Origin of the sequence: Flavobacterium sp. UBA4854 (genome assembly GCF_002399805.1) — a bacterium.
Classification (GTDB): domain Bacteria; phylum Bacteroidota; class Bacteroidia; order Flavobacteriales; family Flavobacteriaceae; genus Flavobacterium; species Flavobacterium ginsengisoli.
The window spans coordinates 2,589-16,767 of the sequence record NZ_DHEI01000120.1; the positions used below are offsets into that span (position 1 = coordinate 2,589).

General features: G+C 33.0%; 12 protein-coding genes. 8 read left to right on the top strand and 4 right to left on the bottom strand.

Annotation, left to right across the window (positions count from 1 at the left end; translation table 11 throughout):
* Window positions 1-331: 331 nt before the first annotated feature.
* Together B3J44_RS17530 and B3J44_RS17535 are read left to right on the top strand one after the other, a co-directional pair.
* Complete coding sequence (locus tag B3J44_RS17530; RefSeq protein WP_286970001.1) at window positions 332-2,209, top strand: M1 family metallopeptidase; 1,878 nt, start codon at window positions 332-334, stop codon at window positions 2,207-2,209.
* Between the two features lie 164 nt (window positions 2,210-2,373).
* Window positions 2,374-2,988: a tetratricopeptide repeat protein gene (locus B3J44_RS17535; protein ID WP_286970002.1), complete on the top strand. Its 615-nt coding sequence runs from the start codon at window positions 2,374-2,376 to the stop codon at window positions 2,986-2,988.
* Window positions 2,989-3,053: 65 nt separating this feature from the next.
* On the opposite strand, the gene B3J44_RS17540 is transcribed toward B3J44_RS17535, so the two are convergent.
* Window positions 3,054-3,620 (bottom strand): outer membrane beta-barrel protein, encoded by a 567-nt coding sequence (locus tag B3J44_RS17540; RefSeq protein WP_286970003.1) that lies wholly within the window; start codon window positions 3,618-3,620, stop codon window positions 3,054-3,056.
* A gap of 172 nt (window positions 3,621-3,792) precedes the next feature.
* On the opposite strand from B3J44_RS17540, the gene B3J44_RS17545 reads away from it, so the two are divergent.
* From B3J44_RS17545 to B3J44_RS17565, 5 genes are all read left to right on the top strand, one after another.
* Window positions 3,793-4,200, top strand: a complete 408-nt coding sequence (locus B3J44_RS17545) for a GNAT family N-acetyltransferase (RefSeq protein ID WP_286970004.1) — start codon at window positions 3,793-3,795, stop codon at window positions 4,198-4,200.
* A 168-nt stretch (window positions 4,201-4,368) separates the two neighbouring features.
* Entirely contained in the window at window positions 4,369-4,746 is a 378-nt protein-coding gene (locus B3J44_RS17550; RefSeq protein WP_198856612.1) for a hypothetical protein, read from the top strand.
* A 174-nt stretch (window positions 4,747-4,920) separates the two neighbouring features.
* Window positions 4,921-6,003, top strand: coding sequence for an efflux RND transporter periplasmic adaptor subunit (locus B3J44_RS17555; protein ID WP_198856611.1), 1,083 nt, complete (start codon window positions 4,921-4,923; stop codon window positions 6,001-6,003).
* 34 nt (window positions 6,004-6,037) lie between these two features.
* The gene (locus tag B3J44_RS17560; protein ID WP_286970005.1) at window positions 6,038-9,205 is read left to right on the top strand and encodes an efflux RND transporter permease subunit; all 3,168 of its coding nucleotides are present in this window, start codon (window positions 6,038-6,040) and stop codon (window positions 9,203-9,205) included.
* Window positions 9,198-10,649 (top strand): TolC family protein, encoded by a 1,452-nt coding sequence (locus tag B3J44_RS17565; protein WP_286970007.1) that lies wholly within the window; start codon window positions 9,198-9,200, stop codon window positions 10,647-10,649. Before B3J44_RS17560 ends, B3J44_RS17565 begins: the two co-directional genes overlap by 8 nt.
* A gap of 69 nt (window positions 10,650-10,718) precedes the next feature.
* Here B3J44_RS17565 and B3J44_RS17570 read toward each other — a convergent pair whose 3' ends face one another.
* Window positions 10,719-11,465: a DeoR/GlpR family DNA-binding transcription regulator gene (locus B3J44_RS17570; protein WP_278020737.1), complete on the bottom strand. Its 747-nt coding sequence runs from the start codon at window positions 11,463-11,465 to the stop codon at window positions 10,719-10,721.
* Between the two features lie 98 nt (window positions 11,466-11,563).
* On the opposite strand from B3J44_RS17570, the gene B3J44_RS17575 reads away from it, so the two are divergent.
* Entirely contained in the window at window positions 11,564-12,097 is a 534-nt protein-coding gene (locus B3J44_RS17575; RefSeq protein WP_286970009.1) for a 5' nucleotidase, NT5C type, read from the top strand.
* A gap of 72 nt (window positions 12,098-12,169) precedes the next feature.
* Here B3J44_RS17575 and B3J44_RS17580 read toward each other — a convergent pair whose 3' ends face one another.
* Both B3J44_RS17580 and B3J44_RS17585 read right to left on the bottom strand, forming a co-directional pair.
* Window positions 12,170-13,885, bottom strand: a complete 1,716-nt coding sequence (locus tag B3J44_RS17580) for a tetratricopeptide repeat-containing sensor histidine kinase (RefSeq protein WP_286970010.1) — start codon at window positions 13,883-13,885, stop codon at window positions 12,170-12,172.
* 56 nt (window positions 13,886-13,941) lie between these two features.
* Window positions 13,942-14,121: a hypothetical protein gene (locus B3J44_RS17585; protein WP_278020741.1), complete on the bottom strand. Its 180-nt coding sequence runs from the start codon at window positions 14,119-14,121 to the stop codon at window positions 13,942-13,944.
* Window positions 14,122-14,179: the final 58 nt, after the last annotated feature.

A 14,179-nucleotide genomic window follows, 5' to 3' on the forward strand; every position in this document is an offset into this window, starting at 1 on the left:
TAATTGTAGATGCCGTCTGTTGCCTTTGGTGATAGACGGTTTTTTTTTAAAGTGGCTAAGGTTCTGAGATGCTGAGATTCTAAGGTTTTTTTAGAGATTCTAAGGATCTAAGACGCTAAGATTTTAAGTTTTTTTGTAAAAGTTTGATGTAAAATATAAAATGAAGTTTTTCTGTATCTCACATTTCACCATTTACAATTCACCATTTACAATTCACCATTTACAATTCACAACTTACAATTCACCATTAACAATTAATAATTAAATTTGTAACATTGTTTTAAAACAGCAGTCTTATAAAAGAAATAATTTAAAGATCCAAAAGTCACTTATGAAAAAGAAATTTTTGCAGTTTGCATTAATAGCATTTGTTCTTTTTGCCCAAAATAGCTTTGCACAAGAGCTTTATATGCCTAGAAACATAAAAAAAGCTTATGAGAACGGCACACGTTCTAAAGACGGAAAACCTGGTGCACACTATTGGCAGAACCGTGGAAAATATAACATGGAAATTTCAGTTGATCCAAAAACAAGATTGGTCAGCGGGACTGAAAGTATTATTTACGAAAACAATAGCAAGGATACTTTAAGAAACTTAGTGATCCGTTTTGTAAATAATCTGCATAAACCTTCTTCTCCAAGAGGTGGTGAAGTAAGCAACGATTTTTTAAGCGATGGATTAACGATCACTTCATTAAAAATTGAAAATGAAGTTTATAAAGAAGACGCCAAAAATTGGGGAACTGTTGGAAATGTGAAATTGCAAAAACCAATCTTACCAAATTCAAAAACAATTATTAATATTCAGTGGAATTATCCTTTGTCTAAAGAAAGTGGTAGAGAAGGGCAGATTGACGAAACAACATTTTTTGTAGCTTACAGTTATCCTCGTGTTTCTGTTTTTGATGATTATAACGGATGGGATAGATTAGCGCATACAGACCGTCAAGAATTTTACAATGATTTTAATGACTATGTTTTTTCTGTAAAAGCGCCTAAAAATTATGTGGTTTATGCAACAGGCGATTTACTAAATCCAGATGAGGTTTTACAGCCTGAATTTGCTTCTCGCTTAAAAAAATCATACACCACAGATGAAATTCTGCATATTGCTAATGAACAAGAAATGAAAAGTGGAGTTGTAACAAAACAATACGATTGGAATATCTGGAAATTTGAAGCAAAAAACATCTCTGATGTTTGCTTTGGTTTAAGCGATCACTATTTATGGGATGCTAGCAGTGTTGTAGTAGATAAGAAAACAAATCGTCGTGCAAGTATTCAGGCAGCCTATAATGTTAAAGGAACTGATTTTGTACACTCAGTAAAAAATAACCAGTATGCTTTAGATTGGTTTTCTAACAATTGGCCAGGAATTCCGTATCCGTTTTCTAAAATGACAGCTTTTCAGGGTTTCGCAGATATGGAATATCCTATGATGTGTAACGATTCTCAGATGGATGACCCTGTTTTTGCACAATTAGTTCAAGACCACGAAGTAGCTCATACCTATTTCCCGTTTTATATGGGAATTAACGAAACTCGTTATGCATTTATGGATGAAGGTTGGGCAACAACTTTTGAGTATTTAATTGGAATTGCTGAACATGGAAAGGAAGCAGCAGATAAATTTTACCAAGATTTTAGAGTAAGAAATTATATTAAGGACCGTTCTGCAGAGCAAGATCAGCCTATTATAACAATGTCAACTCAGGTTTCTGGAGCTGGTTATGGAAATAATTCTTATGGTAAAGCTTCTCTATCGTACTTAGCTTTGAAAGATATGTTGGGAGATGAAATGTTTAAAAAAGCACTTCATTTTTATATGGATACTTGGAACGGAAAACATCCAATTCCGTGGGATTACTTTAATTCATTTAATACAGCAACAGGAAAGAATTTAAATTGGTTTTTCAATAATTGGTTCTTTACGAACAATTATTTAGATATTGCGGTAAAAGGCCTTTCTGCCGATAAGAAAACTATAACAGTAGAAAATATTGGAGGCTTTGCAATTCCGTTTGATGTCGTAATTACTTATGCAGATAAATCGAAAGCAATTGTACATCAAACGCCTGCTATTTGGGAAAAAAATGAGAAAATAGCTAAGATAATTTTGAAAAGCACAAAGAAAATAGAAAAAATAGAACTTGATGGTGGAATTTTCATGGATGCAACTCCAGAAAACAATATTTTCTATGTTAAATAATCTAGTAAAAATTTAGTGATATATTTAAAAATGCCATTTTATTTTAATGAAGTGGCATTTTTTATTTAAAATAATTATAAATATTAAAAAATACGGAAAACCGTAATGGGGTTTGCGCAAAATATATTAAGTTTGCATATATAATAAAAAACCTACAAAATAATATGAGAAATACATTTGTCCTACTTGTTTTACTAACTACTTTTCAGTTTTTTGGACAAAATGATCAAAAGACAGCATTTCAAAAAAATAAATATGAATTGGCTGTTTCCTACTATAAGAAAGCCGATTTTGTAAAAGCTATCGATTTATTTTCTTTAGCGAATAAAATTAAACCTGAGAATGACATTGCTCAAGAATCAGCTAAAATGGTAGATACGTTACGTGAGGTTTTAAGAAAGGAAATTTTAGATCAGGCAATTGGAACATGGAAACGTTCAGGAAACCAGCCTGTTTGGGTGTCTGCGCAAACTAATTCTACTAATCAAACTTTATTTGATGAAGTGATTGAAATTAAAGAAGACTCAATATTGTTTTTTGAAGTCGATAGAAAGACTAAAATAAAAAAATTAATAAAAACAGAAAACTTGATTTATAATGATTCAAATAATACAGTCTCATTATTTTCAGAAATTATACTGTCAGACGGAACAATTTGGAACTGCAATATTGATGAAAAAGCAAATGTGCTTCATGTTGTTAATGTTGCTGTTAAAACAAAAGACGGAATAGAAAAGATACAAGCTAATAACGAAGAAAATTATTACGTTAAAATCTAGAAATAAATAAAAAAGGGAATCATTTGAACTGCCTCCAAAAAGTTAGACACTATTTGGAGGCATTTTTATAGAAATTTAAATCCAAGGGAAAAATTTGTAACCCCAGTTTTGATTTCGCCATTGCTAGAAGCATCAATATCACTAAGTCCCGCAAGATACCTTAAATCAAAAGTCAATCTCCAGACATCAACTCCAACACCTCCAAGAATACTGTGATTGTTTTTTTCGAACGTTACAGAATTGAGATTGTTGCTTCTGCTTATGTCAGAATAATTTTTCCAGTTGTAGCCAACAAAAAGCCTTACGTTTCCTAATTTGCCAAGCGGAATAATTTTAAGCCCTGCAATTAATGACGCATCTGTTCCTGCAAGTTTAAATTCGGTTTCTCCAATGGCATCTTGATAAACACTAAAATTGGTTTGAGCATATCCAAATTCTCCCTGAGCATAAAAAAGTGCAAGATTTAATCTAGCAAATGCTGCAGCGCCAATTCCTGTATTAGTATGATCGGAGCTGAAATTTTTGGTGTTAACAGAAGTAATATTTGTCGAAATTTGTGGCCCGATTTGTATTAACTGTGCGAATCCATTTGCACAAATACATAAAAATGCTATTAAAAAGAGTTTTTTCATAACAGAGTTTATTTGATTTTGGTACTATAAAAATAAGTATAATAGATTAAAAATGAATGATTTATCTGCTTTATTTTTTTGTAAAGTTTTGAGAGTTAGCAACATCAATATTTTTTCTCTGCTTTTTTACAATCAATTCAAAATGAATTATTTTTGAGAAGATTTAAGAAACATGGAAATTAAAACAATAAACGCGTCAGATACTTGGCAGATAAGACACGAGGTAATGTGGCCAGATCAACCTTTTGAATTTGTCCAGCTTAAAGAAGATGATTTAGGATTTCATTTTGGAGCTTTTGAAGAAAATAAATTAGTTTCTATAGTTTCATGTTTTATTGAAGGAGAAGAAATGCAGTTTAGAAAACTCGCAACTTTAGAAGAATACCAAGGAAGAGGAATTGCCTCGGAGCTTTTAATGCAAATACTGAAATTTGCGAAAGATAAGGGACTGAAAAAAGTTTGGTGCAATGCTAGAACGAATAAAAAAGCATTTTACGAAAAATTTGGAATGAAAAATACTTTTAAAACTTTTGTAAAAGCGGGTCAAGAGTTTACAATTATGGAAATTATTCTTTTTTGAGTTTAGTTCTAAGTGGTTGGTTTTTAAATATATGGTAATAATTGTAAGATAATAGACTAGAATATTGCTAAATATTAAACGAATGAAAACGTTTTCGTTTTATGTAATTGTTAAACCTTCTTAAAAAATCTTTTTTTGTTTTAATTCTTTTACTACTTTCGCACCCAAATGAGAAAGTTAATAGTATTTTTAGTATTCATGAATTTGCTTCTGTTCGGCGGAGGCCAATATCTTAATGCTAGTACACTTTCACATCATCACAATTTTGAACATAAACACAGAGTTAAGTTCACTAGTCAAGATCGCGGTAGTTCTGTAATTGAAGATGCTGATATCGATCTTGAAGAAGATCTTCTAGGAGGCGGTGATGATATTAATTTACTAACGAATAAGTATTTTACTGCTTCGTATAGTTTGGTAGACGCTTTGTATCTGGCACTTTCAGATCAGTCTGCAGCGAATGATTCAAATCGTTTTAAAATTTCTACGCCTGTTTTCGGGCATTCAAATCCTATCTACATTACTCAGAGAGTATTAAGAATTTGATTTTATAATATACATCGGTTACCTGAGTTACGATCTGTGTATCTTGCTGTTGTATATTTTTCTACTTCTGCTTATATGAAAGTTAAGGTCTGGGCTAAGGCTCACTGATGCATTTTAACATCCAAAGGAATTTTCATTCCAAAGCATTCAATCGCTTAATTTCCAAACTAAATCATGAAAAAAATCATTGTGTTCACAGGCTTAATGGCCTTGGTGTGCTTAACGAGCTGTACATCTAAAAAAGAAGAAAAAGAAGAAGTTGAAAAATTTACCGTTACTAATCCGGTTAAAATTGATACTTCATTTACCAAAGAATACGTTTCACAAATAAAATCAGTTCGAAATATCGAACTTCGTGCCCAAGAAAAAGGGTTTTTACAAAATATATATGTTGATGAAGGACAATTTGTAAAAAAAGGACAGTTGTTGTTTAAAATTATGCCAAACATGTATCAATCTGAATTGCTTAAAGCACAGGCTGAACAAAAATCGGCAGAAATTGAATTGCAAAATTCAAAATTACTGGCTGATAAAAATATCGTTTCTAAAAACGAATTGAGTGTAGCTCAAGCAAAATTACAATCTGCAAAAGCTGAAGTGGCACTGGCAAAATTACATTTATCATTCACAGAAATTAGAGCTCCATTTGATGGAACAATTGATAGAATTCCTTTGAAATTAGGAAGTTTAATTGATGAAGGGGAATTGTTGACGAGTCTTTCAGACAACAGTCAGATGTTTGCATACTTCAATGTTTCTGAACCAGAATATATTAGCTATGAAACGAATATAAAGGATCGTGCTGACAATAAGGTGAATTTAGTTTTGGCTAATGGAGATATTTTCAAAGAGAAAGGAAATGTTGAAGTTATAGAAAGTGAATTTAATAATGAAACTGGAAATATTGCTTTCAGAGCAAGATTCCCTAATTCTGGAAAATTACTTAGAAATGGAGAAACAGGACAAGTTCAGATGAATGTTCCTCTTAAGAATGCTATCATAATTCCACAAAAAGCAACTTACGAAATACAAGATAAAAAATATGTTTTTGTAATAGGTAAAGATGATAAAGTAAGCTCAAGAGAGATCACTATTACGGGTGAGATTCCTGATTTGTATGTAATCAGAAGCGGTATTACAGAGAATGATAAAATCTTACTTGAAGGTGTTCAGAAAGTAAAAGAAAACGACAAGATTAAATACGATTACCAATCTCCTAATAAAGTAATCAATAATTTACGCTTAAAAGCAGAATAGGTTTACTGGGTTTTAATCATTAAAATATACAAAAATGTTTAATAAATTTATTCAAAGACCTGTTCTTTCGATAGTGATATCGTTGATTATTGTCTTTTTAGGGATATTGTCGGTTTTAAATTTACCAATTACACAATTCCCGACAATTTCACCTCCAATGGTTAACGTTACGGCAGATTATCCTGGATCTAACGGTGAATTGATGATCAAGGCGGTTGTTATTCCTTTGGAAAGAGCCTTAAATGGTGTTCCAGGAATGAAATATATGGCTTCAGATGCCGGAAACGATGGTGAAGCAACAATCAAAGTAGTTTTTAACTTAGGTACAGATCCTAACCAAGCTGCAATTAACGTTCAGAACCGTGTGGCTTCTGTTACCAATAAACTTCCTCCTTTGGTAATTCGTGAGGGTATTAAAATTACGAGAGAAGTACCGAGTATGTTGATGTATGTGAACCTTTACAGTACAGATAAAAATACCGACATGAAGTTCTTGTATAACTATGCCGATATTAACGTACTTTCTGAATTAAAAAGGGTAAATGGTATTGGTTCTGGAGATATCTTAGGAACACGTGAATATGCAATGCGTATCTGGTTAAAACCAGACCGTATGTTGGCTTATAAAATTTCTGCTGATGAGGTAATGGAAGCATTATCAAGTCAGAGTTTGGAAGCTTCTCCTGGTAAAACGGGTGAAAGTTCTGGTAAACGTTCTCAAGCATTCGAATATGTATTGAAATATTCTGGGCGTTATACAACAAAAGAGCAATATGAGAATATTGTGGTAAAAGCAAATCCAAATGGAGAGCTTTTGAGATTGAAAGATGTTGCTAAAGTTGAATTTGGAAGCTCGATGTATGATATCTATTCTAATTTGAATGGAAAACCATCAGCAGCAATCGTATTAAAACAATCATTTGGAAGTAATGCGAATCAGGTTATTGAAGAAGTAAAAGCAAAACTGGAAAAAATCAAACAAAGATTTCCAAAAGGAATGGATTACGAAATTTCATATGACGTTTCTAAATTCCTTGATGCTTCTATCGAAAAAGTAATTCACACTCTTGTTGAGGCATTTATTCTGGTTGGTTTAGTAGTTTTCCTTTTCTTAGGAGACTGGCGTTCTACGGTTATTCCGGCTATCGCGGTTCCAGTATCATTGGTAGGAACGTTTGTGTTCATGACGTTTTTTGATATTTCGTTGAACTTAATTACGCTATTCGCACTTGTATTAGCGATTGGGGTCGTGGTCGATGATGCGATTGTGGTTATTGAGGCAGTCCATGCCAAGATGGAAGAGGAACATCTCTCGCCATTTAAAGCAACTAAACAAGCCATGCACGAAATTGCGGGGGCTATTATTGCAATTACATTCTTAATGGCTGCAGTATTTATTCCGGTTGCGTTCATGTCGGGACCTGTTGGAGTATTCTACAGACAATTCTCTGTAACTATGGCAACTGCGATTATTCTTTCTGGTATTGTAGCCTTGACTTTAACGCCTGCACTTTGTGCGATGATGTTAAAAAATAACCACGGCGTACCTAAAAAGAAAACTCCTGCAAATAGATTCATTGATGCTTTCAACGAAAAATTCAATTTAGCACAAGGAAAATATCAGAACTTATTAGGTAAAATTGTTGACAGAAGAGTAGTTACAATTGTAGCTCTTTTAGGTTTCTGTGCTGGAACATGGATCATTAGTAGCAATGTTCCTTCAGGTTTTATTCCGAATGAGGACCAAGGAATGTTTTATGCTGTAATTCAGACACCACCAGGTTCATCTTTAGAGAGAACTAATAGTATTGCAGAGCGAGTTCAGAAAATTGCTGAAGATATTGATGGAGTAAAATCTGTTTCTTCGTTAGCGGGTTATGAGATTTTATCTGAAGGTACAGGATCAAACTCAGGAACTTGTTTGGTTAACCTTAAAGACTGGAGCGACAGAAAAGAATCTGTTTTGGAGATCATGCATGAAATGGAGGAAAAATGTAAAGATATTACAGGAGCTAATATCGAATTTTTCCAACCGCCTGCTGTACCAGGATATGGTGCTGCTGGAGGATTTGAACTTCGTTTACTAGATAAAACAGGTTCTGTAGATTACAAGAAAATGGAACAGGTAAATAATGAGTTTGTGGCTGAATTAAACAAACAGCCAGAATTGTCAAACGTATTTAGTTTCTACAGTTCTAGTTTCCCTCAATACATGATGAAAGTTGATAATGACTTGGCACAGCAAAAAGGTGTTTCTATTGAAAATGCCATGAATACGCTGTCAACTCTTGTGGGAAGTAATTACGAAATCAGTTTTATTAAATTTGGTATTAACTATAAAGTAATTGTTCAGGCTTCGCCAGAATATCGTGCACAGCCAGATGATATCTTGAAATTGTATGTTAAAAATGACCGTGATGAAATGGTACCTTATTCTGCTTTTATGAAATTAGAAAAAGTGTATGGACTTTCAGAAATTACACGTCATAACATGTATACCTCAACACAAATTAGTGGTTCGCCAGCTCCAGGATTTAGTTCTGGTACAGCGATTAAAGTGATTCAGAAAGTAGCTGCTGAAAAATTACCAAGAGGATATGATATTGACTGGGCAGGTATTTCTGCCGATGAGGTGGCACAAGGTAATCAAGCTATTTGGGTATTCTTAATCTGTTTAGGATTCGTTTACTTGGTATTAGCGGCTCAATACGAAAGTTTTATTTTGCCATTGTCAGTAATTCTTTCTTTACCAGCGGGTATTTTTGGAGCTTTCCTTTTATTGAAATTAACAGGATTAGAAAACAATATCTATGCTCAGGTTGCCATGGTAATGCTTATCGGTTTATTAGGTAAGAATGCCGTGTTGATTGTCGAGTTTGCGATTCAGAGACATGCAGCAGGAAAATCTGTTCTGGATGCAGCAATGGAAGGAGCAAAAACAAGGTTCCGTCCAATTTTGATGACTTCGTTTGCCTTTATTGCTGGTTTATTACCGCTTGCATTTGCAACTGGTCCAGGTAAAATAGGTAACAGAACAATTGGTACTGCGGCGGCAGGAGGTATGCTTATTGGAACCATTTGTGGTGTCTTTGTAATTCCGGGCTTGTATTTCATATTTGCTAAAATTGCCGAGAAACACAAATTGGTAAAACATGAAGAAGAAAACCCATTAACAGAAGAAATTGATAACAATCATGTATAAAGTTAAAACATATCAATATAGTATTGTATTAGCTGCATGTCTAGCAGTTGCAGGGTGTAAAACCCCTGCACCTGAAGCAGCAGTAACTACAAGTACGCCAGTTCCTGATTCGTTTGGTGCAACTGTTCAAACGCAAGATGCAAACAATAATACAGCGGCATTAAACTGGAAAGATTATTTTAAAGATCAGAATCTAGTTGATTTAATTGATGCTGCTCTTAAAAATAACCAAGAACTAAATATTACTTTACAAGAAATAGAAATCGCAAAGAATGATATTCGTGTAAAAAAAGGACTTTTACTGCCAACTGCAGGTTTACGAGCTGGAGCTGGAGTAGAAAAAGTGGGTAGATATACAAGTCAAGGAGCGGGTGATGCTACAACCGAAATTAAACCAGGTAAAGAGATGCCAGATCCGCTTGGAGATTTTACTATTGCCGCTTATGCAAACTGGGAAGTAGATATTTGGAAAAAACTTCGCAATTCTAAAAAAGCAGCTTTAAATAGATATTTGGCGACTGTTGAAGGTAAAAATTTTGTTATTACAAACCTTATTGCCGAAGTTGCCGATTCGTATTATGAATTATTAGCTTTAGACAATCAATTAGATATTGTAAAACAAACTATCAAATTGCAAACTAATGCTTTAGAAATTGTAAAAGTTCAAAAACAAGCTGCAAGAGCAACAGAACTTGGAGTTAAGAAATTTGAAGCTGAGGTTTTGACTTCGCAAAGTATGGAGTTTGATATCTTACAGCAGATAAAAGAAACAGAAAACAAGATCAACTTTTTGCTTGGAAGATATCCGCAGGAAATTAAAAGAACAAGTAATACTAATTTCTTAAGTCTTTTACCAGCGGCTGTAAGTTCTGGAATTCCTTCTCAATTGTTAGAGAATCGTCCAGATGTAAAACAAGCAGAATTAGAATTAGTAGCAGCAAAATTAGATGTAAAAGTAGCCCGTGCCGAGTTTTATCCTTCTTTGGATATTACAGCTGCAATTGGGGTAAATGCTTTCAAACCTTCTTATTTGTTTACAATGCCAGAATCGCTATTGTACTCATTGGCAGGAGATCTTGTTGCGCCTTTGATTAATAGAAATGCAATTAAAGCAGAGTTTGCAAGTGCAAATGCAAGACAAATTCAAGCATTGTACAATTACGATCGTACGGTTTTAAACGCTTATTTAGAAGTGTCAAATCAAATGTCTAAGATTGAGAATCTTCAAAAAGGTTACGATCTTAAATCAAAACAAGTTGATGCCTTAAATACTTCTATTGACGTTTCAAACGATTTGTTTAAATCGGCAAGAGTAGATTATTTCGAAGTTTTAATGACGCAAAGAGATGCATTAGAAGCTAAATTGGAATTAATCGATACTAAAAAAGAACAATTAAATGCTGCAGTTCATGTTTATAGAGACTTGGGCGGCGGATGGAAATAAAATTGCCACTTAATTTGTAGTAAAAAAGCCTTTTGGGAGTAAAATCCTGAAAGGCTTTTTTTGTTTTGGCTAAAGAACCGTTACTTGTTTTTTGTATGGTTTTAATATTTCTTCGTCAGGCGAAATATTAGTTACCAAAACATCAATGTCTTTTAAATGAGAAACAAAATAAGTTTCTCCGGTATCAATTTTTTCACTTGAACCCAAAGCAATTATGAAATTCGAATTCTGAATCATATTTTTTTTGATTTGCGAATCGTCGTATAAAATTCCGGTTAGACCACGTTCATGATGAATACCGCATGTTCCTAAAATGCAAACATCTGCTCTAAAACTTCTAAAAAAATCAAGTGATTCCATGCTCGAAGTTGTAAAAGAGGTTTTACACATTTTTCCTCCAGCAAAAATCAATTCAATGTTGGGCAAATCTTCAACCAAAACTGCAACAGGAAAACTGTTTGTTATAACAGTGAGTTTTAAATCATGTGGAAAACTTGCTACAAGAGCCAAAGAAGTAGTTCCTCCATCAATAAAAACTACTTGGCCATCTTTTAGATAAGAAATGGCTTTTTCTGCAATAATCTTTTTGTTTTCAAGGTCATGTTTTTCTCTTTTTCTATAATGCAAAGGCATTGGAGAAGGAGCAACCGCACCACCACGCACAGCTTTTAAAAGCCCTTGATCTGAAAGTTCTTTTAGATCACGTCTAATTGTGTCTTCAGAAACACTCAAATACTCACTTAATTCTACCGAAGTTACCCGATGTTCTTTAGATAAATATTCTAAAATTGTCTGCTGTCGTTCTTCCTTTCTCATTTGTTTTGCGGTTTTATATTGCAAAAATAAATAAAAAATTGCAATATTTTGCTGTTTATTGCAATTTTTGCATAATTTAGCAGCAAAATAAATTTACAATGAAAAAGAAATCAATTGCAGTCGACATGGACGGAGTGCTTGCTGATGTAGAAGCACACCTAATAACTTACTTCGAAAGAGATTTCGGAATAACAATTTTAAGAGAAGATATTCAAGGTTTGACAGAAGAAGAAGCTTTTTACGGTCGACAGAAAGTACGTAGTGTTTTAAATTCTAAAGATTTTTTTAGAACATTGCCAGTAATAGATGATGCGGTAGAAAGCTTAAAGTTATTACAGGAAAATTTTGAGATTTATATTGTATCTGCGGCGACAGAATTTCCGCTTTCGCTGAATGAAAAAATAGAATGGCTCGCAGAACATTTTCCTTTTATTCAATGGCAAAATATCGTTTTATGCGGAAGCAAAACCATTATCAATACTGATTATCTAATCGATGATCATCCAAAGAATTTAGATTTTTGCATGGGTAAACCTATTATGTTTACAGCATTTCATAATGCCAAAAAAGAGAATTATTTGAGAGTAAATAATTGGAAAGAAGCTGTTGCTGTTTTGAAAGAGGCAGTTTAACACAAGGTAATTTTAAAAATTACTTGTTTTTTGAAGAAAAAGCCTTTCAGAAATATTCTGAAAGGCTTTTGTTTATTTAGGTATTACTATTTTAGCTTTAAATCCGTTTTCGGGTTCTGTTTCAAATTCGATCGTTCCTTTAACAGTCTGAATACGGTGTTCCATATTTTGGAGACCATTTTTAGAAATCTTCGTTTTCTCACAGCCAATTCCGTTATCGGTGTAACGTATTAGAATTGATTTTGGATCACTTTCAAATTTTATTACAACAAGAGAGGCCTTACTGTGTTTCTTCATATTTACCATTAATTCTTGTAAAACTCGCCCAATGGTAATTTTCTTTATATCATCAACATCTTCCCATTCTACGCTTTCTAAGTTTGTAGCAATAATATTTCTCTCAATAGTATTGTAAGCAGAAAGCATTTCTTTTATGCTTTTGGTAAAGTCTTTGCCTGTTTCGATCTTATTGTTTTCTTTTGAAATTCCTCTAACCCGCCCATAAATATCATCTAACTTCTGGAGAAGATTCTCTTTGGTATTTTCTTTGGCCAATGGTTGAGATTCGGCAAAAGCAATTACTTGAAAGACATCATTTGCCAATTCATCATGTATTTTTTTAGAAATTCTCGTTTCTGTATCGTACGAGCTTTTAAATTCGATTGCCTTATTTTTATTTTTATAATAGCGAATTAAAATTGCAATTAAAATCACCAAAAAGAAAAAAACAATTACAAATACAATTCTAAGATATTTGGCTTTTTGAAGTGATAATTGATTTTCTGCTTTTTCTAAACGAAGTTTTTCGTTTTCGTCTTTTTCTTTTTTTGCATCGTATTTAATCTTGGCAGATTTATTTTTAAAATTGTTTCGAACTTTAATAATGCTGTCGTTTAGTGTAAAATACTTTTGGATATATTTTGCTGTGTTAACGCTATTATCATTTGAAATTAGTATTTGAAGCGCTTCTAATCTTTCGTCGATGCTATTCAGTTGTGTAGAAGCTTTATAAGCTAAAAGAGCATTTTCGTCTGATTTTGTTTTGTTTTGTTTAGAATAATAATCAGCAAGATGGAGATAGCTTTCAATACTTCCGTAGGTGTCCTTAGTATCAAGTCTAATTTGCAGACCTTCCTTCATTAAATGAAAACTTTTATCATCGATTCCGTTCTTAAAGTTGGCATATCCTAAATTGTCTAGTAGTATAGCCTTGTCATATGGTGTAGCTTTCTCTTTTAAATCTTTACTAGAAAGAGATTGTAAAAGAGAGTCCAAGATCGGAATTGCTTTATCATATTTTTTTTGATAAATATATACAGCTGCAATATTTTGTATAGGTGCTTGTTTTAAAAGTAGATCTGTATATTCATTTGCTGCTTTTTTGTAGTAAAAAATAGCATCGTCATAAAGAGAAAGTTCTTTGTCTGCAATACCTAACGCATTATTTGCACTCGCAGAATAAACTCCTTTTTTTATATACGGTAATGCCTCGGTTATAATTTCTTTGCTTCCATAATAATCTCCATTCCTCTGATGAATATCCGCGATTTTAAGAAGGATATATGAGATATTGGCACTGTCTTTTATGATTTCATAAAGTGCCTTTGATTTATTGTATAAATTATATGAAGTATTAAAATCTTGTTTGTCAAAACTTTCAATGGCTTTGTTTCGTAAAAAGAGTGCCTCTTTCCGAATAGATTCATTATCAGGATTAACAGGCTTTTTTTCTTCGCAGGAAAAAAGCAAAAGCAAAATAATACAATAAAAAAACGGGGATCGTAACATTTAAATTTACTTTCCCCGAAAATAGTAATTAATTAGATACTAAAAACTTTTTTTTATTATGGACCTGGTGGTGGCGGATTTCCATTTCCTTTATCACCAGGACCCTCATTATACTCTGCTGACGGTGTGCCAACTTTTTCAATTTTCTTTTTTGGTTGTGTCTCATACTCATCAGGAGTGCAAGAAAATATCGTGAACAATAGCGCAAAAGCGATAAATAGTATTAGTTTTTTCATTTTAGTTTATTTTAGAAATTAGACATAGGTATGGCTGTCCGGAGTTGATCCAGATCTT